Genomic DNA, 22,247 nt, shown 5'->3' with positions numbered 1-22,247 from the left:
GAGGAGCAGGATGTCAACCTCAACTCCGCGTCACCCCCAGGATCTGGCGCACCTCCTGACACGGGCCGAGCGGCTGGCCGCGCGCCGGCTCCAGAGCGTGCTGGACGAGGACGGCTGCTCGCTCGACGCGTGGCGGGTGCTCGCCCTGCTCAGTGACGGCCAGGGGCAACACATGACGTCGCTCGCCGAGGCCGCCTTCCTGCCGCCGCCGACGCTGACCAAGCTCGTCGACCACCTCGTCGACCAGAACCTCGTCCACCGCCGGGTCGACCCGCTCGACCGGCGCCGCATCCTCGCGTACCTCACCCCGCGCGGTCAGACGTACTGGCGACGCCTCGACCGCGAGGTCCGTGCCCGGTGGCCGGTGCTGAGCGACGGCGACGACGAACTGCTGCGAGCTCTGCTGGAACGCCTGGTGGACACGCTGGACGGGGCGAACGCCGAGACCGCTCTCTGAGACTCTCCGGATCGCTATGGTCGCGGAGAGTGCTTTCGTGTGCCCGGAATTTATTTGGGCACGTGAAAGGTTGGTATATACATCCAGCTGTTACATTCGGCTGTACGTGCAGCTCTCTACGTGCAGCTCTCCACGTCCAGCGATCGAGTACGTCGCGCGGTGGCCCCACCCGTCCGCGCCAGACCAGCGAGGCATCGTGAACCAGTCCACCCCCGAGCAGCCCGCCGACGTCGTCTCCCGGCTGCGCTCCACCTTCCGCTCCGGCCGGACCAAGCCCGTCGAATGGCGCAAGACCCAGCTGCGCCGACTGCGCGAACTGCTCACCACGCACGGTGAGGACATCGCCGCCGCCCTCCACGCTGACCTCGGCAAGAGCTCCACGGAGGCCTTCCGCACCGAGATCAACTTCACCGTGCGCGAGATCGACCACACCCTGGAGCATCTCGACAGCTGGCTGCGCCCCGAGCCCGCCCCGGTCCCGGCGCACCTCGGAGACGACGCGACGGCCTGGACGCAGTACGACCCCCTGGGCGTCGTCCTGGTCATCGCTCCCTGGAACTACCCGGTGCAACTCCTGCTCACCCCGCTGCTCGGCGCCCTCGCGGCCGGCAACGCGGTGGTCGCCAAGCCGAGTGAGCTGGCCCCCGCCACGTCCGCCGTCCTTGCCCGGCTGCTGCCGCAGTACCTCGACACCGACGCGGTCGCCGTCGTCGAGGGTGCGATTCCGGAGACCACGGCCCTGCTGGCCGAGCGCTTCGACCAGATCTTCTACACCGGCAACGGCACGGTCGGCCGCATCGTGATGCGCGCCGCCGCCGAGCACCTCACCCCCGTCGCCCTCGAACTGGGCGGCAAGTCCCCGGCGTTCGTCGACCGCGGCACCGACCTGGCCGTCGTCGCCGACCGGCTCGTCCGCGGCAAGTTCCTCAACGCCGGGCAGACCTGCGTCGCACCCGACTACGTCCTGACCGACCCCGAGACCGCCCGCGCCCTGGAGCCCGAGCTGGTCCGGGCGGTCGAGGCGGTCTTCGGTGCCGAGCCGAAGAAGTCCACCGAGTTCGGGCGGATCGTCAACGAACGGCACTTCGACCGGCTCAGCTCGCTGCTCGGCTCCGGCCGCGCGGTCACCGGCGGCGACAGCGACCGCGGCGTCAAGTACATCGCGCCGACCGTCCTGGCCGACGTCGACCCCAAGTCGCCGGTCATGGCGGAGGAGATCTTCGGCCCGATCCTGCCGATCATCACGGCGGCGGACCTCGACGGGGCCATCGGCTTCATCAATGACCGTGCCAAGCCGCTGGCCCTGTACGTCTTCACCGACTCGGACACCACCCGGCGGCGGCTCGCCGACGAGACCTCGTCCGGCGGTCTCGGCTTCGGCCTGCCGCTCGCCCATCTGACCGTCTCCGACCTGCCGTTCGGCGGGGTAGGCGAGAGCGGCATGGGCAGCTACCACGGGCGCTACTCGATCGAGACGTTCAGCCACCGCAAGGCGGTGCTGGAGAAGCCGCTCGGCTGACGCGGTCAGGGACGTGGCGGGTGGTGGCCCGGGCCGGTGGTGAACCGGCCCGGGCCACCGCGCTGTTCAAGTGTCACAAGTGTCATGGAATGACCCGATATCGGGAGTACTCCCCAATTGTCGCCGGATGCTCGGCAGTTCACCCGCCAACGGTGTCGGATCCATCTGGTCTAGACCTTGACTGGTACAGACCAATACGGTTGAGTGTGCCTCCACACCCCCCACCACGGCCGCTCCCGACGCCGTGTCCGGCCCCGCCGGCGCGTGCGCACAAGGCTTTGCTTCGCTTTGCTCTTGGTCGGGCGCGGCCGTGCTCCGAAGAGGAGTTGATCCTGTGTCGAGGCGCCGCATCTCCGCAGTCATGGCCGCAGTCATCATAGGAACCGCCGCACCGGCGCTCTTGCCGGCCACGAGCGCTTCCGCCGCGGCCTGTTCGAGCTACTCGAGCTGGGTGGCCGGCAAGGCGTACGTCACCGGCAACATCGTCCGCTACACCGACGGCAAGGCCTACATCGCCGAGCACGACAACCCGGGCTACGACCCCACCGTCAGCACCTGGTACTGGGAGCCCTACGCCTGTGACAGCGGCACCGGGACCCCCGCCGCCAGCTTCGTCGTCACCGAGGCGCAGTTCAACCAGATGTTCCCGAGCCGGAACTCCTTCTACACCTACAGCGGTCTGGTCGCCGCGCTGAGCGCCTACCCGGCCTTCGCCAAAACCGGCAGCGACACGGTGAAGAAGCAGGAGGCCGCGGCCTTCCTCGCCAACGTCAACCACGAGACCGGCGGCCTCGTCTACATCGTCGAGCAGAACACGGCCAACTACCCGCACTACTGCGACTACAGCCAGTCGTACGGTTGCCCGGCCGGCCAGTCCGCGTACTACGGCCGTGGGCCGATCCAGCTCAGCTGGAACTTCAACTACAAGGCCGCCGGCGACGCGCTCGGCATCGACCTGCTCAACAACCCCTCGCTCGTGCAGACCGACGCCGCCGTGGCCTGGAAGACCGGCCTCTGGTACTGGAACACCCAGACCGGTCCCGGCACCATGACCCCCCACAACGCCATGGTCAACAGCGCGGGCTTCGGCCAGACCATCCGTAGCATCAACGGCTCGCTGGAGTGCGACGGGAAGAACCCCGCGCAGGTCCAGAGCCGCGTCGACGCCTACAACCGCTTCGTCGGCATCCTCGGCACCACCGCCGGCGCCAACCTCTACTGCTGACGCCGTCATCTCCCTGACCGTGTCCGTGTGAGCGGTGTCCTGGGCGCGTACACGTACCCGTAGGTCGTGTGCAAGGCTGCCGCGATGACCTCAGCGAAGATCACCGCGGCAGCCGCGGGCACCTGGAAACTCGGCGATCTGCCCGTCAACCGCATCGGATTCGGCGCGATGCGGCTGACGGGCAGTGCGGCCTTTCACCTGGGCACGCCGAGCGACCGCACACGCTCGATCGCCGTGCTACGGCGCGCGATCGAGCTCGGCGTCGACCACATCGACACCGCCGCCTTCTACTTCTCGTCGCTGCGCTCCGCGAACGAACTGATCAACAGCGCGCTCGCCCCGTACCCGGACGGCCTGGTCATCGCCACGAAGGTCGGGCCGCACCGCGACTACTCGGGGGAGTGGGGCACCGCCGCCAGGCCGGACCAACTGCGCGGCCAGGTCGAGGAAAACCTGCGGCAGCTCGGCCGTGACCATCTCGACGTGGTGTATCTCCGCCGAATGCGACAGGACTCCATCGCCGAGCACTTCGGGGCGCTGGCCGAGCTGCGCGACGCCGGCCTGATCCGGCACCTCGCCCTCTCCGACGTCGGATCCGGGCACCTCGCCGAAGCACAGGCCATCGCACCCGTGGTGAGCGTGCAGAACAAGTACGGCCTCGACTTCCCGGACCCCGAGACCGACGCCCTCCTGCGGATCTGCGGCGAACAGGGCATCGCCTTCGTGCCCTTCTTCGCGATCGCGGGCAAGGGCGGCGCCCAGGGCGCGAGCGGCGCCGATGACGACGAGGTCCTCGCCGTCGCGCGTGCGCACGGCGCTAGCCCCGCACAGGTCCGGCTCGCCTGGACCCTGCGGCAGGGCCCACACGTGCTCGCCATCCCCGGCACCGGCAACCCGGACCACCTCGCGGAGAACGTGGCCGCGGGCGCGCTCCGGCTCACCGACGAAGAAACGACCCGCCTCGACGCACGCCACGCGCGAGGAGAGTGAGAGCGGGGCCGTTCTTTGGGGGCGGGTTTCCCAGGGGGTTGGGTGCGTGAGGGAGGGTGGTCTTGAGGGGTGCGTTTCCGAGGGATCCGCCGCGGGGGTGCCGGGTGCGTGAGTGATGGTGGTCTTGAGGGGTGGGTTTCCCAGGGATCCGCCGCAGCGGTGCCAGGTGCGTGAGCGCGGCGGACTTCAGGAGCGGGTGACCGACACGCTGGGGCGAGCCATGCTGGGGGTGACCCGACTGAAGGGGCGAGGACCGCGTGTCCTCACCAGCACGGAGATCAACGGCCTCGGTGCCCTGCCTCTCGCGGCGGTGACGTCACGACCGGGACCGTCCTGGTGACCGGCGGCACCGGATTCGTCGCCGGCTGGTGCATCGTCGAACTGCTGCAACAGGGATACGACGTGCGCACCACGGTGCGCGGTTCGTCCCGTGAGGAAGCCGTACTGGCTGCCGTTTCCACCGAGGTGGACCCGGCGGGCCGCCTGAGTTCGACGTCGCGGACCTGACGTCGGACGCGGGCTGGGCGGAGGCGGTCGCGGGCCGCGAACACGTCCTGCACGTGGCCTCGCCGCTGGGCGGAGATGCGCCCAAAGACTCGGACGCCCTGGTCGCTCCGGCCCGGGACGGGGCCCTGCGCATGCTGAGCGCCGCCACGGACGCAGGGGTGCGGCGGGTGGTCATGACGTCCGCGTGCGCCGCCGCGCCCCACCCCTGGCCGCTCCGGACAGCGTCAGCGACGAAACCCGCTGGACCGACACCGACACCGACACCGACACCGACACCGACACCGACGACCCGACCCTGACCGCCTACCGGAACTCGAAGGCCGTCGCGGAACAGGCCGCCTGGCAGTACATGCGGGACCGGAAGGGACCTACCACGCTGGCCACGGTTCTGCCGGGAGCGGTCTTCGGGCCGCTGCTCGACCCGGCGAACCGGGGTTCGGTGCAGGTGATCGAGCGGCTGCTGCGCGGGAGGATGCCCGGGACACCCCGGATCGGGTTCGAGGTCGTCGACGTCCGTGACCTCGCCGACCTGCACGTACGCGCCATGACCTCACCGGAGGCGGCGGGGCAGCGTTTCATCGCCGCCGGGGAGTTCCGCTGGATGGCCGACATCGCACAGGAGCTGCGCGCCGCGCTCGGCGACGCGGCGGCGCAGGTGCCGATGCGCAAACTCTCCGACTTCGCGGTCCGCCTGCCGGCGTGCTTCGATCCCGGGGTTCGCGCGGTCGCGCCCTACCTGGGACGCAGGCATCTGCACACCGCCGACAAGGCTCGGCAGACGCTGACGTGGCAGCCGCGCCCCGCCGCCGAGGCCATCATCGACTGCGCGCGGAGTCTCGCCGCCCATCAGGTGGTGTGAGTCCCTGCCCGGAGGCGGGCGGCCTCCGAAGGCTCAGCCCAATTGCTCGTGCAGGAAGGCCACCGTGCGCTGCCAGGCCAGCGCGGCCGACTCGGGGTCGTACACGCTGGGACGTCCGTCATTGAAGAAGGCGTGCTGAGCGGGGTACAGGTGCATGTCCGGAGTGATGCCGGACTGCCGATGGATCGCCGCGCTCATCTGCTCCAGGCCCTCCTTGGAGATACTCGCGTCGAGTTCGCCGTAGTGACCCTGGATCTGCGCCTTGAGGCCGGAGTAGTCGTGCTCCGGGTCCGCGATCGCGCCGTAGAACGGCACCGCCGCGGTGACGCGCCGGTCCACACTGGCCAGGTGGAGGACGAAGCCGCCGCCCATGCAGAAGCCGACCGAGCCCACCGTGTCGGAGGTCACCTCGGGCAGCCCGAGGAGGTGGTCGACGGCGCCGGAGAGCAGCTCGACGCCGCGCGAGACCGGCAGCTCCTTCGCCATCCGCAGCGCTTCGGCCTTCTCGTGGGCGACATTGCCGCCGTACAGGTCCGGTGCGAGAGCCACGAATCCCTCCGCCGCCAGCCTGTCGGTGACATTCGCTATGTGATCGGTGAGACCCCACCACTCCTGGATGACGATGACGCCGGGTCCCCTGCCGGAGGGCGGCAGCGCGAGATATCCGTGCGCGGTGGTCCCGGCGCTGGGGAACGTCACGTTCTGATGGGCCGGGGCTCCGGTCGACTTCGGCAGCTCGGACATGGCACTCAACTCCTGGGGAGGCGGCATCGGCACAGGGCGCGGCGGGGCCGGCCCCGAATCGATCTCCACCATGCCACGCGTACCTGTAGGGCTTCCTGCCGCCCCGCCCCGCCCGGCACCCGACTCCCGGTCACCCAGGCCGCTCCCACGGCCCGTAAGAGAAGGCTGCGGCGAAGGGCCGACGGGGACCTCACGGTGCTGGGCGGCTGCATGGTTGCCGTCTTCCGCCGTCGTGTCCAGGCGGGGTGGCGGCGCCGATATCGCGGAGTAGGCGCCGGGAGCGAACCGTGCGACGGCGTACGTGGTGAGGCTCAGCCAGCAGAGGCTGAAGAGCCAGCCGCCCAGGACGTCCGAGAACCAGTGAACGCCCAGATAGACGCGGGACAGCCCGACCAGTGCGGCCCAGCAGCCGATGAGAAGGGTGAGCGACGTTCTGCCGCGCCCGGCCCGCGCGAGCACCGCGAGAATGAGCAGCCCGCCGGTGACCGCGGACGTGGTGGTGTGGCCGGAGGGAAAGGACCAGCGGGAGGCGTGCGCGGCCCAGTCGGCTGTGGCGGGGCGGGGCCGGGCGACCCAGGACATCACGCCGTAACGCACGGACTGCGCAGCGGCGAGGCAGCTGAGACAGCCCACGACAGCGAGGATCCGCTGCCTGCCGGTGCGCCCGAGAACGATCCCGGCCACGCCGACCAGGACGAACGGGATGATCCCCGTGCCGCTGTTCGTCACCAGGCGCGCCAGGGCGACCGCGACGGCCGGACGGTGTCCCACGGACCACGAGGTGAGGTCCTCGTCGCCGAACAGGGCGGCGCCGCCCCGGCCGGACACGGTCAGTGCCAGCAGCACGAACGCGACCAGGCTCCCCAACGCCATCGAACCGGCGAGATCCCTGGCGTCCTTGAGCGGCGGCGCGGTACGCGGCGCTGCGGGCATCGGCGTGGACCCCTTCCGTAACGGCGCGCGGGCGCGGCGGACGGCCGCGTCCGCGCTGACTACAATCCTGTAGACGGTCGGCACAACTGTAGACGATCGCGGAGTCGGGATCGTTCCCATGCCGTGAGCCCCGCGAGGAACGACGGTCCGCCGAGCCCTCGATCCAGGATGCCGTACTCTACGTGTTACGTATAACCCACGATCCTCCGGAGAGGTCCCGATGAGACACGTCGCCCTGGTCACCCTCGTCGTCGACGACTACGACGAGGCGATCCGCTTCTACACCGAAGCCCTCGGATTCCGGCTGGTCCAGGACACGCCGCGACCCGACGGCTCCCGCTGGGTCGTGGTCGAACCGGGCGCGGAAGGGCAGGGAGGCCAGGGCACCGGTCTTGTGCTGGGCCGCGCCAAGGACGAGGCACAGCGCGCGCGGGTCGGTGATCAGACCGGCGGGCGTGTGGGCTTCTTCCTGCACACCGACGACTTCGCCCGCGACTACACGCGGATGCGCGCCGCCGGTGTGACCTTCCTGGAGGAACCGCGCCACGAACCGTACGGCTCGGTCGTCGTCTTCCAGGACCTGTACGGAAACCGCTGGGACCTGCTCCAGCCCGCCCCCACCGCATAAACCACCGAACCAAGCTGCCGAGGAAACACACGCATGACCGCGCCCCGCATCGACATCGACACCATCCGCCGACTCCCCAAGGCCGTCCTGCACGATCACCTCGACGGCGGCCTGCGCCCCGACACCCTCGTGGAGCTCGCCGAGTCGGTCGGCCACACCCTGCCCACCACCGATCCCGAGGCCCTGGCCGCCTGGTACTACGAGGCCGCCAACTCCGGGGACCTGGTGCGCTACATAGCCACCTTCGAGCACACCCTCGCCGTGATGCAGAGCCGCGAGGGCCTGCTGCGCACCGCCGAGGAGTACGTCCTCGACCTGGCCGCCGACGGCGTCGTCTACGGCGAGGTGCGGTACGCACCCGAGCTGATGCTGGACGGTGGGCTCAACCTGCCCGAGGTCGTCGAGACCGTGCAGGAGGGCCTGGCGGCGGGCATGGCCAAGGCGGCCGCCGCGGGCACCCCGGTGCGCGTCGGCACGCTGCTGTGCGGGATGCGGATGTTCGACCGCACCCGGGAGATCGCGGACCTCGCAGTTGCTTTCCGGGACGGTGGCGTCGTCGGCTTCGACATCGCGGGCGCCGAGGACGGCTTCCCGCCCGCAGACCACCTGGCCGCCTTCGAGCACCTGCGCCGCGAGAACGTGCCGTTCACCATCCACGCCGGTGAGGCGCACGGTCTGCCCAGCATTCACCAGGCCCTCCAGGTCTGCGGCGCCCAGCGCATCGGCCACGGCGTCCGCATCACCGAGGACATCGTCGACGGCAAGCTCGGCCGGCTCGCGGGCTGGGTCCGCGACCGCCGTATCGCCCTGGAGATGTGCCCGACGTCCAACCTCCAGACCGGCGCCGCGACCTCCATCGCCGAGCACCCCATCACCGCCCTGCGCGATCTCGGTTTCCGGGTCACCCTCAACACCGACAACCGTCTGGTGTCGGGCACCACGATGACCCGCGAGATGTCACTCCTTGTCGAGCAGGCGGCCTGGACCGTCGAGGATTTGCGCACGGTCACCGTGAACACGGTCAAGAGCGCGTTCCTCCCCTTCGAGGAGCGCAACGCCCTCATCCGCGACGTGGTGCTGCCCGGCTACGAGGCCGCGCTCTAGGTCCCGTCGTCACATTCCCGTCTGCCTCGTGACGACCGGACCTAGAGCAACCCGCGTACGTACGCTGCCTGGCCGACATGCTGCAGATCGTCGGAAAGAACGCTCACCAGGCGCACGCCCAGGGTGACCGGCGGGTCCCAGTGCTCGTCCACGACGCGCTCCAGGTCCTGGGCGCCCAGTCCGCGGACGAACCCCAGCGTCTGTTCGTGCACGGCGTCGTAGTAACCCAGCAGCAGGTCGCCCGACTCCACCCGGACCTGGGCGACCTGCTTGGTCGCGTGCCCGTACCCGGTGTCCCGATGGGGGAGACCCAGCGCGAAGCGGTCGGCCCACCCCTGCGCAAGCCAGACCTGTTCGAAGTCGGCCGCGTCGGCGACATGGTCGTCCTGGACGCGGGTGAGATGCCAGATCAGCCAGGAGATCGAGTTGGCGCCGACGGCAGGAGGGGTGTTGAGGCGGTCCGCGGACAGTCCGTCGACCGTGGCATGGACCTCTTCCTGGATGCGGCTGTACGCGTCGATGAGAATGTCCTTTGCGTGCATGCGTCCACCATCGCGCATCGCGGTCCGCCGCGCGCGCCACTCCCCAGGGGCGTCAGGCGCGCTACTCCGGGGAGTCGAGCAGGACCATCAGCGCCCGTGCGGCCGGACTGGTGGCGTCCGCCGGCGGCAGCATGGCGACCGTCTCGTACGACGCCTCGGAGACGCCCTTGAAGGGGAGGGCGGTGAGATCGCCGGCCTCGCGCTTGAAGCCGAAGTGCCGTGGCACCACAGCGATTCCGAGGCCCTCGTGGACGAGCTCCAGCAGGCTGTGTACGTCGTTGACCTCAAGTGTCACGGTCCGCTGCACGCCCGCGGCGACGAAGGCCGCGTCCGTGGTGCGGCGCGGCCCCCAGTCGGGGTGGAAGTCGACGAAGTCCTCGCCGCCCAGTTCCTCGGGCGCGAGCACCGCGGCGCTCGCGAGGCGGTGCTTCGGATGGCAGAGCACGGTCATCGGCTCGCTGGTCAGCGGCACCGAACGCAACTGGTCGGTGTCCGCCTGGGTCCGCACGGCGAAGGCCAGGTCGAGCCGCCCGGCGGCGACCTCCTCGGCCAGCGCCCAGGAGCCCGCCTGTCGCAGTCGGATCTCCACGTCGGGGTGGCGCCGCCGGAACGCGGCAAGCAGCGTGGCCACATGCACTCCGGCGATGCACTGCTCGGTGCCGAGGGCGAGCGTGCCGCGCAGCACACCCTGCACCGCGGCCACGGCGTCGTGGGCCGAGCGGACCTGGGCGAGGATCCGCTCCGCCTCGCCGAGCAGGGCCCGGCCGGCCTCGGTGAGCGTGACCCGGCGAGTGGTACGGACGAACAGTGGAGCCTGTAGCTCCCGTTCCAGAGCGCGGATCGAGGACGACAGGCCCGACTGCGACACCATGAGCCGCTCGGCCGCCCGGGTGAAGTGCTGGTCCTCGGCGACGGCGACGAAATGCTGGAGATGGCGCAGTTCCATGAGGGACAAGGGTAGTCGCCGCGCGGAAACCGCCCTCGCCGATTGAGAAGCGCCGGCGCTGAATGCCATCCGATTCTCCCGTTGGACCGCTGCCCCGGGCACGCGCGAGAGTGGAGACCTGATTTTCCCGGCATCTCAGGAGTACGCGTTGTACACCGCACACACCGACCGTTACGCGGACATGCCCTACCGGCGCACCGGACGCAGCGGCCTGAAGCTTCCCGCGCTGTCGCTCGGCCTGTGGCACAACTTCGGCCCCGACCGGCCCGTGGACACCCAGCGCGCGATCCTGCGCCGCGCCTTCGATCTCGGCGTCAGCCACTTCGACCTGGCGAACAACTACGGCCCGCCGCCCGGCGCCGCCGAGTCCGCCCTCGGCGACGCCCTGAAGGCCGACTTCACGCCCTACCGCGACGAGCTGGTCATCTCCACCAAGGCGGGCTACCTGATGTGGCCGGGCCCGTACGGCGAATGGGGTTCGCGCAAGTACCTGCTGTCCTCGCTGGACCAGAGCCTTGGCCGCATGGGTCTCGAATACGTGGACATCTTCTACTCGCACCGCCCCGACCCGGAGACTCCCCTGGAGGAGACGATGGGCGCCCTGCACTCGGCGGTCCAGCAGGGCAAGGCGCTGTACGTCGGCGTCTCCAACTACTCGCCGGAGCAGACCCGCGAGGCCGCCCGCATCCTCGGCGAACTGGGCACCCCGCTGCTGATCCACCAGCCGCGCTACTCGATGCTCGACCGCCGGCCCGAGGAGGAGGGGCTCCTGGACGCCCTGGACGAGCTGAAAGTCGGCTCCATCGCCTACTCGCCGCTGGAGCAGGGCCTGCTGACCAGCCGTTACCTCGACGGCATCCCGGAGGGCTCGCGCGCCGCCAGTGACAGCCCGTTCCTGAGCGCCGACACGGTCACCGAGGATCTCGTACGACAGCTGCGCGCCCTCGACGAGATCGCCAAGTCCCGTGGCCAGTCCCTGGCCCAGCTGGCGCTGGCCTGGGTGCTGCGCGGCGGCCGGGTGACCTCCGCGCTCATCGGCGCGAGCAGCACCCAGCAGCTGGAGGACAGCGTGACGGCCACCCGCGCCCTGGACTTCGACCCGGAAGAGCTGGCCCGGATCGACGCGATCATCAAGCCTGCGGGTCGATGAGGCGCTCGCTGAGCTCCCAGAGCCGGTCGGCCGCCTCGGGGTCGACGGCGTAGGGCAGTACGCCGGCCTTCCAGGACCTGTTCATGAGGGTCCAGTCGCGACCCTCCTCCAGGGACATCGGGGGAGCGACGTCGCTGTTCTCGCAGTAGAGGCCGCCCAGGGAGTCGAGCAGGGGGCTGGTGGCGCACCACACGCTGGTGGCCGCTCCCTGCTCGACCGTCTTCAGCTGCCGCTCGGGGTCCAGCACCGGCTGCCCGTCGTCGTCGAGTACGCCGACGGCCTTCAGGTCCTCCTCCGCGAGGTACTTCTTCAGGCCGGTCGCGACGATGCTTCCCGGGTGGAGGGAGAAGGCCCGCACTCCGTCAGCCTTTGCGCGGGCGTCCAGCCCGACCGCGAACAGGATGTTGGCCGTCTTGGACTGGCCGTAGGCCGCCCAGCGGTCGTACTCGCGGCGCTCGAAGTGCGGGTCGTCGAACACGACCGGTGAGAAGCGGTGTCCCCAGGACGACACCGAGACGACCCGCGCCCCGCCCGCCCGGCGCAGTGCGGGCCGCAGCCGGGCGGCCAGCCGGAAGTGGCCGAGGTGGTTGGTGGCGAACTGCGCCTCGTAACCCCGCGCGTCGCGCATCAGTGGAGTCGCCATGATGCCCGCGCTGTTCACGAGGATGTGGAGCGGTCGGCCGGAGGCGAGGAAACGCTCCGCGAAGGCGTCGATGGATGCGGGGTCGAGCAGATCCATCGTCTCGACCTCGACGCCGTCGACCTCCTTCAGCGCGGCCCGCGCCCTGTCGGTGTCGCGCGCCGGTACGACGACCTCGGCGCCCGCGGAACGCAGCACGCGCGCGGTCTCCAGGCCGATGCCGGAATAGCCGCCGGTGACGACGGCGACCTTGCCGGTCAGGTCGATGCCCTTGATGACGTCCTCGGCGGTGGACGCGGCGTCGAATCCGGAGTGGAGGGGCTCTTGGACGGTGGTCATGGCTCGGATCTCCTTCAGTGGGCTGTCCTGCCACCGTATGACCGGAGATCCGTACGCTGAATGCTTGAGAGTCCGTATTACTTGCGCGATAGTACGGATATGCCTGCTGATCCCCTCTCCGACACCCTCGCTCTCACCGACGCCCGATGCGTCATCTCCGGTGGCTTCACGGCCGGCGGTGACTGGGCGCTGCGCTTCCCCCGGCCCGGTCGGCTCAAGATCACCGCTGTGGTGAAGGGGAGCTTCTGGGTGGCCCTCGACGACATGCCGGAGGCCGTGCTGCTGGAGGCCGGAGACGTGGCCGTCTTCGACGGCAGCCGCCCCTTCGTGGTCTCCAGCGATCCGGCGCTGGAACCGGCCGACGCGTCGACGCTGTTCGCCGGCGCGGCCGGCCCCATGGTCCGGTTCGGTGCGGGCACGGACGTCGTCTCCATCGGCGGTCATGTCGAACTGGGGCGAAACGGCGAGGAGTTGCTGCTGCACGCTCTGCCGCCGCTGCTGCATGTCCGCGCCGCCGCGGCCGAGGCACCCGTGCTGGGCTGGCTGCTCGACCAACTCGTCCATGAACTGACCGCCGGCCATGCCGGCGCCGACTTCGCGTCCGACCAGCTCGCCCAGCTGATGTTCGTCCAGGTCCTGCGCGCCTACCTCGCGGACGCCGACGCACTTCCGGCCGGGCGGCTGCGGGCCCTCGCCGACGACCGCATCGCCCCCGCCCTGCGGCTGATGCACGCCGAGCCCGGCCGCCCCTGGCAGCTGGAGGAACTCGCCCGAGCGGCCGCGATGTCACGGACCACCTTCGCCCAGCGCTTCCGTGCGGTGGCCGGCGTACCGCCCCTGACCTATCTGCTCGACTGGCGCATGAGTCTGGCCCGGCGTGCCCTGCGGGACGGTGAGACCTCGTTGTCGGCGCTGGCTCAGCGGGTCGGCTACACGTCCGAGAGCGCGTTCAGCAACGCCTTCAAGCGCACGACCGGAATGGCCCCGAAGCGTTACCGGGACGCGGCACGGACCGTGGTCACGACCTGAGCCGCGGCCGGGCTCAGGCGTTGAGCCGCTTCTCCAGTCGCACCGTCACCGTGTCGCCCTCCGCCTTTCCGATCGCTCTGCGCACCTCGGCCTTGACCGGCAGCATGTGGGTGCCGTCCCCCAGGGCCATGAAGGAACTGCGGAAAGGATGGCCGTCGATCGTGCCGCTGACCTTGACCAGTCCGCGGGTCCCGAAGAACGCGACGGACTCCGCCCATTTGACGTAGGTCCAACTGCCGGCTTCGGGACTCTTCTTCAACACAGCGGTGAAGTGCGCGTCCACTTTGCTCACGGTGCTCATGGGGTTCTCCCTTTCCGTAGGTGCCCTACTCAAGAGACCACCGTGAGCCGGAAAACTCATCGCGGGGAGACAGTTGTCCGTGCCCCGACGACCTAGGCGGGGACGCGGTCCAGGAATCCGTGCACACTCCGGATACGGTCCTCGCCGTCGAGGGTGATCACGTCGAATCCGGCGACGGGCGCCGAACCGTCCGCCTCGTGGACCAGTTCCCAGCCGAAGCGCGCGGTGTCGTGGTGTCCGTCGATCGTGCCCGTGAGGTGGAAGGCGAAGCCGGGGAACTGCTCGTGCACCGCGGCGATCACGGCGGCGATCTGCTCGTGGCCGCGGACCTCGGCCAGCGGGTCGGTGTAGTCGCCGTCCGGGGCCCACGCGGCGGCGACCGTCTTCGCGAGCGCGTCCGGCTCGGCGGCGTTCCAGGCCTCGAAGTAGCGGGCTACGGCACTCTCGTAACGGTCGTTGCTTGCGGACATGGTTGATCAGCCTCCATCGCATCGGGGTTCGTGCAGGTCGGGATCCGGATTCCGGGGGGTGATGCGCTGCTGGGATCCGATATCGCAACCATGCCCGGAGGCCCTCGCAAGCGTCGATTACCTCTGGGGTAAAGGTGGCCCGTTGGGTTTCGGCCAAATCTGGTGACGAATATGCCAGGAGACTGGCTGGAATGGCGTGGTGACAGTGTGTCAGGAGTGGCGATACTCGAATCCAAGGGCAATTCAGCCAAGCCCGTACAGCGTCATCATGCACAACAGCGCCATCATGCACAGCAGGCGAGCCGCAGGGAAAGTGAGGCAGTTCCGGCAGCGAGCGACGCGATGGGGGAGCGATCGTGCACGATGAATTCCTGTGCTATGTCACCGCGTACGGAATATGCGGCGGTCAGCGGGTGGGTGTGCCGCTGGGAAGTTATCGCGCGCCCACTCTGGCGCTCGCCCTGTGGTGGATGCGGGACCGTGCCGCGTGGATGGCCGAGCGGCTCGACCCGCAGCCCGAGGATCCGACCTTCCCGCCGAACTCCATCGCGCCGGTGGGGCCGACCGTCCCGGACGTGCCCGGCGTCCTGCGTGCCTGGTGCGGCGACTCGACGCAACAGGAGCTGGTCGCCGATGAGTTGGCCGCCGGAAGGCTCGTCCGCGTCGCCACCAATGACGACACCACCGAGTACGAGCTGATGGCCGAGTCCGTGGACGCCCGGCGCATGCAGCGGACCGCCGCCGTACTCGGCAGCTCGGCGGCCTGACCTGCGGAGCTGCCCGCCCGGCCCGCAATCCGCCAGGGGCCCTCGATGGCGCCCCGTGAAGACACCCGTCAGGCGAATATATGGACGAATAGCTAGAATTCAGGCATGGCAGAGCGGCCGGTCATGCCCATCGCGCCCGAACTCGTGCTCGAAACCGAGACGGGTTCCATGGTGATGACTCCCAGCCGCGACTACCACGTCGGACGCGACCCGTTGAGCGATGTCGTCATCGACGACGCCCGGGTCTCGTGGCACCACGCCGTGCTTCGCCCCGAGGCCGACCACTGGACGGTCGAGGACGAGAACAGCACGAACGGCACGTACGCCGACGGCCGGCGCGTCCACGAGTGGGGCGTCGGACCGGGCAGCGTCCTGCGCTTCGGCAACCCCTCCGACGGTCCCCGCGCGGTACTCGCCGACCGGCCTCCGGAACGCCCGTCGGCCGTCTCGCTGCCCTCCGCCACCGGCACCTTCCGGCGGCCGACCACCGTACGGCCGCTGCCCGCCCGCACCGTCCGCATCGGCCGCGGCGGCGACAACGACCTGGTCATCGACGACCTGGTCGTCTCGCGACGGCACGCCGAGCTCCGCGCGCTGCCGGACGGGTCGTACGAGATCGTCGACCTCGGCAGCCACAACGGCACCTTCCTCAACGGCCGGACCGTGAGCCGCGCGCCGGTCACGCCCGGTGACATCGTCGGCATCGGCCACTCCGCGTTCTGTCTCGTCGGCGACCAGCTTCAGGAGTACGTCGACACGGGCGAGGTCTCCCTCGACGTCCAGGACCTCACGGTCGCCGTCGACCACGGACGCAAGACGCTGCTGGACCAGGTGTCCTTTCCCGTCGGCGAGAAATGCCTGCTCGCCGTCGTGGGCCCGAGCGGCGCCGGGAAGTCCACGCTCCTGAACGCCCTGACCGGTCTGCGCCCCGCCGACCGCGGCACGGTCCTCTACGACGGCCGTGACCTCTACCGCGACTACGCCGAGCTGCGCCAGCGCATCGGCCTCGTTCCGCAGGACGACATCCTGCACACCCAGCTGACCGTGCGCAAAGCCCTCACCTACGCCGCCCGGCTGCGGTTCCCGCAGGACACCGCGAAGGCGGAGCGGCAGGCCCGGGTCGACGAGGTGATCGGTGAGCTGGGTCTTGGGCAGCGCGCCGACCAGCCCATTCACAGCCTCTCCGGCGGTCAGCGCAAGCGGGTCAGCGTGGCCCTGGAACTGCTGACCAAGCCGTCGCTGCTGTTCCTCGACGAACCGACGTCCGGCCTCGACCCCGGCATGGACCGCTCGGTCATGCACATGCTTCGGGGCCTCGCCGACGACGGCCGCACGGTCATCGTGGTCACCCACAGTGTGCTCAGCCTCGACGTCTGCGACCGGCTCCTCGTGCTCGCGCCCGGCGGGAAGGTCGCCTACTACGGACCACCCGAGGACGCCCTCGCCTTCTTCGGCTACGAGCAGTGGCCGGAGGCCTTCGAGGACTTCGAGCGGGACCACGACCGGGACTGGGCGGGCGACTACCGGGTGTCACCCTTCCACCGCCAGTACATCGACAACTCCACCTCGCAGCCGTATCAGGCTCAGGCCGCCCCGGTCGCCCCCGTCGGACCACCGCCCAAGCCACAGAGCTGGGGTGCCCAGCTCAGCACCCTGATCCGCCGCTACGCCGCCGCCCTCAGCGCCGACCGGACCTTCCTCATCATCATGATCGCGCTGCCGTTCGTGATGGGCGCGATGGCCCGGGCACTGGCCGGAAGCCGCCTGACGCAGGAGACGGCGATGAACGCACTGCTCATTCTGTGCGTGGGGGGAGTCCTGACGGGCGCGGCCAACGCCGTGCGCGAACTGGTCAAGGAACGGGTCATCTACCAGCGCGAGCGCGCCGTCGGCCTGTCCAGATCGGCGTACCTCATGTCCAAGGTCGTGGTTCTGGGCGCCATCACCGTGCTTCAGGCCGTTGTGCTGAGCCTCGTCGGTCTGTTCGGCGTCGATCTCAACGCACCCGGCGGAGAAGGCGTCCTCATGCCGCCGCTCGTCGAGATCACGGTGGCCGTGGCCCTGCTCGCCTTCACCGCGATGATGCTCGGTCTCCTCGTCTCCGCCATGGTGCGCAAGGAGGAGGTCACCATGCCGCTGCTCGTGCTGCTGGCCATCGTCCAAGTGGTCTTCTGCGGCGCGCTGTTGAAACTGAACGGTGTGCCCGGCATCGAACAGCTCGCCTGGCTGGTGCCCTCGCGCTGGGCTCTGGGCGCGATGGCAGGGACCATCGGGCTGGCCCGGATCGTCCCTGGGAAGCTGACCGGCGACCCGCTGTTCCGGCACGAGACCGGCGTCTGGCTTCTCAACATGGGGATGCTGGTCGTCCTCTCGGTCGTCTTCGGGTACGTGGTGATCCGCCTGCTGCGGCGGCACGAACCCGCCGTCATGCGGAAGTAGGCGCGATGACGACAGCCGAGTTCCGCCCCACCCACGTGATCCCCCAGGACGGCCTGCACGCCTGGGAGACCCCCGATCCTTCCCGGCCCACGGTGCCGCTCGACGCGCTGCTGCCGGTCCAGTTGATCGACCGGCTCGGCGACTGGGGCCGGGTCCTGTGCGCCAACGGCTGGTCTGCCTGGGTCGACGGCCGCCTGCTGGTCGCCGTACCGCAGGCGCCGCCCGCCGCGGGCAGCCCCCTCACCCGGACCGCCGATCCGCGCCCCCTCCTGGCCCGCGTCGAAGAGGCGCTCTCCCGCTATCGGGGCGCCGCCGAGGATCTCGCCGCCGGACGGCTCGACGGGCAGTCCTTCCGCAGCCGTACGCAGGGGCAGCGGATCGGGGTGATCGTCGATGGCGAGTCGCTCTGGTTGTACGACGGCGAGCACGAGCGGTGGGTGTACTGCGACGGGACGCGGCTGAGTACCTACGCGGAGGGGCAGGGCCCCGCGGCAGCGGCTCAGGAGCCGGCACGGGAGGAAGCTCCGGTGAGCCGCGAACCCACGCGGGTCGTCACGTACGACGAGGACAACCGGAGTGACCACTGATGGACGACGAGGACGACTGGAGTGACCTCTGATGGGCGAGGGCGGGCGCCACGACACCAGCCTCTTCTCCGGGCGCCCCTCCGACCTGATCGGACGGCGGATCGCCGGCTACCGGATCGAGCAGGAGATCGGCCGCGGCGGCATGGCCGTCGTCTACCGCGCCAAGGACCTGCGGCTCGACCGGACCGTCGCCCTCAAACTGCTCGCCCCTGAACTGGCCCGCAACGACACCTTCCGCGGCCGCTTCACCCACGAGTCCCGGGTGGCCGCCGCGATCGACCACCCGAACATCGTGCCGGTCTTCGAGGCGGGCGAGACGGACGGCGTCCTGTACATCGCCATGCGGTACGTCGCCGGGCGCGACCTGCGCCACCTGCTCGACCGCCAGGGCCCGTTGCCGGTCAAGGTGGCCACCCGGATCGCCGTCCAGGTCGCCTCCGCGCTCGACGCCGCGCACGACCACGGTCTGGTGCATCGGGACGTGAAACCCGGCAACATCCTGGTCGCCCAGGGCACCGACAGCGACCACCCCGAGCACGTGTACCTCACGGACTTCGGCCTGACGAAGAAGTCGCTGTCGCTCACCGGGTTCACGAGCGTGGGCCAGTTCGTCGGAACGCTCGACTACGTGGCTCCCGAGCAGATCTCGGGCAAGCCGGTCGACGGCCGGTGCGACGTCTACAGCCTTGCCTGCGTCGTCTACGAGACCATGGCCGGGAAACCGCCCTTCCAGCGCGAGGACGACATGGCGCTGCTCTGGGCCCACCAGTACGACGAGCCGCCGCCACTGACCGGCAAACGCCCCGACATCGCCGCTCCCGTCGACGACGTCCTCGCCAAGGCGCTGGCGAAGAGCCCCGACGACCGGTACGACTCCTGCCTCGCCTTCGTGGCAGCGCTGCGGGTCGCCGCGAGCGGCGCCACGGATGCCGGCCACGCGCCGACCCAGGTGGACGGACGGGTTGTCGGGACATCCGAGTACGGCCCGCCACCGGATCCGCCGGGCTGGGCCGGGCCGGTGTTTCCGGGCGACTAGATGGGGGGCAAACCCCCCTGAACACACGCCGGTTGGCAGGATGTGGCGGTCGGCGAAGATCGGCGAAGCTCGTCGCATGACGAAGATCCAGCGAAACGCCGCCCTGCTCGCCGCCTCCGCCTTCGTGCTCGGCCTCACCGCACCGCTCACCGCGACCGCTTCGACCGCCGCTGTACCCAAGCCTCTCGACTGGGCGAAGTGCGAGGGAAGCGGGCTCGATCCGCGGCAGCAGTGCGCGACCGTCGAGGTGCCGATGGACTACGCCAACCCCGACGGTCGGAAGATCACCATCGCTGTTTCCAGGATCCCCAGCGAGAACCCGCAGGCGCGCCGCGGCGCTCTGCTGCTGATCCCCGGCGGACCCGGCGGCTCCAGCCTCAACAACCCTTCGGGCAAGGGTCAGCAGCTGCCGCAGGAGGTGCGGGACGCCTACGACCTGATCGGTTTCGACCCCCGCGGACTCGGCCGCTCCACCCCCGTCACCTGCGGCCTCGACCACAGCGACCTCGCCACGTCGAAACTGCGCCCCTGGCCCGCCCCCGACGGATCGATCACCGAGAACATGGCCACCGCACAGCGCCTGTCCGACGCCTGCGAGCGCAACGGCGGTGAGCTCATCAAGCACATCAGCACCGCCAACGAGGCCCGCGACATCGACCGCATCCGGGCGGCGCTCGGCGAGCGCAAGCTGTCCGCGTGGGGTGTCTCGTACGGGACGTATGTCGGCGCCGTCTACAGCCAGTTGTTCCCGCACCGCACCGACCGCGTCGTGCTGGACAGCAACGACGACCCCGACCACACCCGGGTCGCCCGCGCCTGGCTCGCCGGTCACGAGGCGGGCGTCGAGGACACCTTCCCCGAGTTCGCCAAGTGGGCGTCCGCGCCCGGCAACCCGGACCGGCTGGCCGAGACGGCGGACGAGGTCCGCCCGCTGTTCCTGGACCTCGCCGCGAGACTGGACCGCGAGCCGATCCCCTGGCCCGGCGCCAACCCGGAGGAGCTGAACGGCAATGTGCTGCGCCAGACGATGCTGGACAGCCTCTACTCGCCCAGCCGCTTCCCCGACCTGGCCCGGCTGGTCCTTGCCGCGCAGAAGGGCACCCTGCCGCCGGCGCCCCCCGCGCCGCCCGAGTCGGTGCTGCAGAACGTCACCGCTGTCGGCGCCGGGACCCTCTGCAACGACATCGCATGGCCCAAGACGGCCGCCGCGTACGAGAAGGACGTTGCCCGGAGCCGGGCCAAGTACCCGCTGACCGCCGGCATGACAAGGAACGCGATGGTCTGCGCCGCCTGGCCGTTCACGCCGAAGGAGCCGCCGGTACGGATCACCGACCGCGGCCCGTCGAACATCCTGCTCATCCAGAACGAGCGCGATGTGGCCACCCCGCTCAGCGGCGCCCTGAAACTCCGCGACGCCCTGGGCGAGCGGGCCACCATGGTCACCGTGAACTCCACCGGCCACGACGCCTACCTCGCCAACGGCAACGAGTGCGGCGACCGTACCGTCTCCCACTACCTGGCGACGGGGGAGCGCCCCGCCAGGGACACCTACTGCGGTTAGCCGACCTGGACCCCGGGTCCCTCGGCGTGGATCTCGCCCCGCCGGTGGACACCCTTCGCCAGCAGACCGCCGAGGAACCCGGTGACCAGCCCCCACAGCACGGCGAACCCGAGCGCGGTCCACAGCTCGGGCCGGAGGAAGAGCTCCCCGTTCAGACCGCCGCCGATGTCGCCGATCCCGAGGACCGACAGACCGTAGTGCGCGGAGATCCGGCCGACGAGACAGACCATGAGCACGGTCAACGCGAGCGCGACCGCCATGTGCACGGCGTGCTGCCACAGCCGCATCCGGGCCGGTGAGCGGGCGGCCATCAGGAACGCCGCCGCGAGGAGCAGCACCGCGTCGAGGACCAACAGCCACCACACCTTGCCGTCGAAGTCGGCGAGGGTGCGCAGATTGAGCGTGGAGATGTCCGGGGTGCGCAGCACCTGGTCGAGGAGATGCGGCATCGGCAGTCCGAACGGCCCGTCCACGCGCCCGTTCCACGTGACGCCGAGCCCGAGAGTGAAGGCCAGCCAGACGAGGTTGGGGAGACCGAGCAGGAGCACGGCGAACGTCTCGGCGGTGTGCCCGCGACTCGCCGCGACCACCAGGGCGATGACGACGCCCAGGACGACGTACGCGAGGAGCAGCGCGACCATGGCGTACGCGGCCGGACGCACCGACTCCTGGAAGCGCAGCAGCCGGGGCGGGAGTGGAGCCGCGCGCGAGACCAGCAGGGCGAGGACGAGGACGCCCACGAGCCACAGCACGCCGAAGACCAGCGTCAGCGGCACATCGGTTGTGAAGCCGACCTTGGGAGCGGCACCGAACAGGTCGCCGATGTCGCCGATGGTTCCGTCACCGAGGGAGATGCTGAAGTTCTGCCGGGCCAAGAGCGCGAGGGCGACGAGGGCCAGCAGCCACAGGACGGCGATCCGGGCGGCCCATCCGGCCAGTTCGGTGGCTCCGGCGACCGCCCGGTGCCGCAGCGGCCGCAGGAACCCGGCGGCCATCACCAGCGCTCCGGCGAGGGTGACCGACAGGGGAATCACCGTCAGGCCCGCCTTCGTGTCGGCGATCACTCCGGCGCCGCCCGAGAGCTCGATGGTGCCGCCGACGGCCGTGACGACGGTGGCCGCGACCACCCGGGGGAACGCGTTGGAGGGCAGGTCCGCCGCACCGGCCGCCCACAGCCCGAGCGCGGCGACCACCCCCATGACGATCATCCCGGCCAGCACCGCCAGGGCGGCCTGGAGCCAGCCGTGGTGGGCGGCCAGTTTGCCACCGGGGCGGACAACTGCCTGGTCGGACGGTGTCTGGGGGCTCACGCTGCCACGCTAAGCAGCGCCGACGCGGTCCGCCCGCCGGGAGGGGCCGACCGCGTCGGCTTGCGGGCGACACGGGACCGGAGCACACAATGGGCTCGTTGTGTAAGAAAGCGATGACAAACGTAAGAAACCTGTGCGAATCATTTGAAGCATCGCAAGGTCTC

General features: G+C 70.2%; 22 protein-coding genes and 1 pseudogene. 15 read left to right on the top strand and 8 right to left on the bottom strand.

The window, feature by feature from the left end; translation table 11 throughout:
* Nucleotides 1-10: 10 nt before the first annotated feature.
* From ACIPC1_RS19010 to ACIPC1_RS18985, 6 genes are all read left to right on the top strand, one after another.
* Nucleotides 11-457, top strand: a complete 447-nt coding sequence (locus ACIPC1_RS19010; protein WP_402518365.1) for a MarR family winged helix-turn-helix transcriptional regulator — start codon at nt 11-13, stop codon at nt 455-457.
* Nucleotides 458-653: 196 nt separating this feature from the next.
* On the top strand, nt 654-1,976 hold the full coding sequence (locus tag ACIPC1_RS19005; protein WP_402518363.1) for an aldehyde dehydrogenase family protein: 1,323 nt from the start codon (nt 654-656) through the stop codon (nt 1,974-1,976).
* Nucleotides 1,977-2,310: 334 nt separating this feature from the next.
* On the top strand, nt 2,311-3,201 hold the full coding sequence (locus ACIPC1_RS19000) for a glycoside hydrolase family 19 protein (protein ID WP_402518361.1): 891 nt from the start codon (nt 2,311-2,313) through the stop codon (nt 3,199-3,201).
* An 84-nt stretch (nt 3,202-3,285) separates the two neighbouring features.
* Nucleotides 3,286-4,191 carry an aldo/keto reductase gene (locus ACIPC1_RS18995; protein ID WP_402518359.1) on the top strand — a complete coding sequence of 302 codons (906 nt, stop codon included), beginning with the start codon at nt 3,286-3,288 and terminating at the stop codon, nt 4,189-4,191.
* A 336-nt stretch (nt 4,192-4,527) separates the two neighbouring features.
* Entirely contained in the window at nt 4,528-4,698 is a 171-nt protein-coding gene (locus ACIPC1_RS18990) for a hypothetical protein (RefSeq protein WP_402518356.1), read from the top strand.
* 184 nt (nt 4,699-4,882) lie between these two features.
* The gene (locus tag ACIPC1_RS18985) at nt 4,883-5,557 is read left to right on the top strand and encodes an NAD-dependent epimerase/dehydratase family protein (RefSeq protein ID WP_402518355.1); all 675 of its coding nucleotides are present in this window, start codon (nt 4,883-4,885) and stop codon (nt 5,555-5,557) included.
* A gap of 33 nt (nt 5,558-5,590) precedes the next feature.
* Here the strand turns inward: ACIPC1_RS18985 and ACIPC1_RS18980 are convergent, their stop codons facing one another.
* Nucleotides 5,591-6,301 carry a dienelactone hydrolase family protein gene (locus ACIPC1_RS18980; protein ID WP_402518803.1) on the bottom strand — a complete coding sequence of 237 codons (711 nt, stop codon included), beginning with the start codon at nt 6,299-6,301 and terminating at the stop codon, nt 5,591-5,593.
* Nucleotides 6,302-6,649: 348 nt separating this feature from the next.
* Nucleotides 6,650-6,883, bottom strand: a pseudogene (locus ACIPC1_RS18975) (phosphatase PAP2 family protein); the annotation flags it as partial.
* A gap of 571 nt (nt 6,884-7,454) precedes the next feature.
* Here ACIPC1_RS18975 and ACIPC1_RS18970 point away from each other — a divergent pair.
* Both ACIPC1_RS18970 and ACIPC1_RS18965 read left to right on the top strand, forming a co-directional pair.
* Nucleotides 7,455-7,862: a VOC family protein gene (locus ACIPC1_RS18970; RefSeq protein ID WP_402518354.1), complete on the top strand. Its 408-nt coding sequence runs from the start codon at nt 7,455-7,457 to the stop codon at nt 7,860-7,862.
* A 33-nt stretch (nt 7,863-7,895) separates the two neighbouring features.
* A complete protein-coding gene (locus ACIPC1_RS18965; RefSeq protein ID WP_402518352.1) occupies nt 7,896-8,966 on the top strand; it encodes an adenosine deaminase in 1,071 nt (356 codons plus the stop codon).
* A gap of 41 nt (nt 8,967-9,007) precedes the next feature.
* Here ACIPC1_RS18965 and ACIPC1_RS18960 read toward each other — a convergent pair whose 3' ends face one another.
* On the bottom strand, nt 9,008-9,508 hold the full coding sequence (locus ACIPC1_RS18960; protein ID WP_402518350.1) for a DinB family protein: 501 nt from the start codon (nt 9,506-9,508) through the stop codon (nt 9,008-9,010).
* Between the two features lie 61 nt (nt 9,509-9,569).
* Complete coding sequence (locus ACIPC1_RS18955) at nt 9,570-10,454, bottom strand: LysR family transcriptional regulator (RefSeq protein ID WP_402518347.1); 885 nt, start codon at nt 10,452-10,454, stop codon at nt 9,570-9,572.
* 148 nt (nt 10,455-10,602) lie between these two features.
* Here ACIPC1_RS18955 and mgrA point away from each other — a divergent pair, with 148 nt between their 5' ends.
* Nucleotides 10,603-11,604 carry an L-glyceraldehyde 3-phosphate reductase gene (mgrA, locus tag ACIPC1_RS18950; RefSeq protein ID WP_402518345.1) on the top strand — a complete coding sequence of 334 codons (1,002 nt, stop codon included), beginning with the start codon at nt 10,603-10,605 and terminating at the stop codon, nt 11,602-11,604.
* On the opposite strand, the gene ACIPC1_RS18945 is transcribed toward mgrA, so the two are convergent.
* Nucleotides 11,585-12,583: an oxidoreductase gene (locus tag ACIPC1_RS18945; protein ID WP_402518344.1), complete on the bottom strand. Its 999-nt coding sequence runs from the start codon at nt 12,581-12,583 to the stop codon at nt 11,585-11,587. The two genes, mgrA and ACIPC1_RS18945, sit on opposite strands and share 20 nt — an antisense overlap.
* Nucleotides 12,584-12,682: 99 nt before the next feature.
* On the opposite strand from ACIPC1_RS18945, the gene ACIPC1_RS18940 reads away from it, so the two are divergent.
* Nucleotides 12,683-13,612 carry an AraC family transcriptional regulator gene (locus tag ACIPC1_RS18940; protein WP_402518342.1) on the top strand — a complete coding sequence of 310 codons (930 nt, stop codon included), beginning with the start codon at nt 12,683-12,685 and terminating at the stop codon, nt 13,610-13,612.
* Nucleotides 13,613-13,625: 13 nt separating this feature from the next.
* Here the strand turns inward: ACIPC1_RS18940 and ACIPC1_RS18935 are convergent, their stop codons facing one another.
* Complete coding sequence (locus ACIPC1_RS18935) at nt 13,626-13,913, bottom strand: DUF1905 domain-containing protein (protein WP_402518339.1); 288 nt, start codon at nt 13,911-13,913, stop codon at nt 13,626-13,628.
* 92 nt (nt 13,914-14,005) lie between these two features.
* Nucleotides 14,006-14,383: a nuclear transport factor 2 family protein gene (locus ACIPC1_RS18930; RefSeq protein ID WP_402518336.1), complete on the bottom strand. Its 378-nt coding sequence runs from the start codon at nt 14,381-14,383 to the stop codon at nt 14,006-14,008.
* 356 nt (nt 14,384-14,739) lie between these two features.
* On the opposite strand from ACIPC1_RS18930, the gene ACIPC1_RS18925 reads away from it, so the two are divergent.
* The 5 genes from ACIPC1_RS18925 to ACIPC1_RS18905 all read left to right on the top strand — a co-directional run bounded on the left by ACIPC1_RS18925 (nt 14,740) and on the right by ACIPC1_RS18905 (nt 20,773).
* The gene (locus ACIPC1_RS18925) at nt 14,740-15,150 is read left to right on the top strand and encodes a hypothetical protein (RefSeq protein ID WP_402518333.1); all 411 of its coding nucleotides are present in this window, start codon (nt 14,740-14,742) and stop codon (nt 15,148-15,150) included.
* Nucleotides 15,151-15,255: 105 nt separating this feature from the next.
* The gene (locus ACIPC1_RS18920) at nt 15,256-17,589 is read left to right on the top strand and encodes an FHA domain-containing protein (protein ID WP_402518330.1); all 2,334 of its coding nucleotides are present in this window, start codon (nt 15,256-15,258) and stop codon (nt 17,587-17,589) included.
* A 5-nt stretch (nt 17,590-17,594) separates the two neighbouring features.
* A complete protein-coding gene (locus tag ACIPC1_RS18915; RefSeq protein WP_402518328.1) occupies nt 17,595-18,176 on the top strand; it encodes a hypothetical protein in 582 nt (193 codons plus the stop codon).
* A 31-nt stretch (nt 18,177-18,207) separates the two neighbouring features.
* Complete coding sequence (locus ACIPC1_RS18910) at nt 18,208-19,212, top strand: serine/threonine-protein kinase (RefSeq protein WP_384386138.1); 1,005 nt, start codon at nt 18,208-18,210, stop codon at nt 19,210-19,212.
* Nucleotides 19,213-19,288: 76 nt separating this feature from the next.
* Entirely contained in the window at nt 19,289-20,773 is a 1,485-nt protein-coding gene (locus ACIPC1_RS18905) for an alpha/beta hydrolase (RefSeq protein ID WP_402518326.1), read from the top strand.
* Here ACIPC1_RS18905 and ACIPC1_RS18900 read toward each other — a convergent pair.
* Nucleotides 20,770-22,083, bottom strand: coding sequence for a streptophobe family protein (locus ACIPC1_RS18900; RefSeq protein WP_402518324.1), 1,314 nt, complete (start codon nt 22,081-22,083; stop codon nt 20,770-20,772). The two genes, ACIPC1_RS18905 and ACIPC1_RS18900, sit on opposite strands and share 4 nt — an antisense overlap.
* Nucleotides 22,084-22,247: the final 164 nt, after the last annotated feature.

Origin of the sequence: Streptomyces sp. NPDC087263, from assembly GCF_044744645.1 — a bacterium.
In the GTDB taxonomy this organism is placed as follows: domain Bacteria; phylum Actinomycetota; class Actinomycetes; order Streptomycetales; family Streptomycetaceae; genus Streptomyces.
Note: the sequence above shows the minus strand (reverse complement) of the source record. Positions and strands in the feature narration are given on the sequence as shown.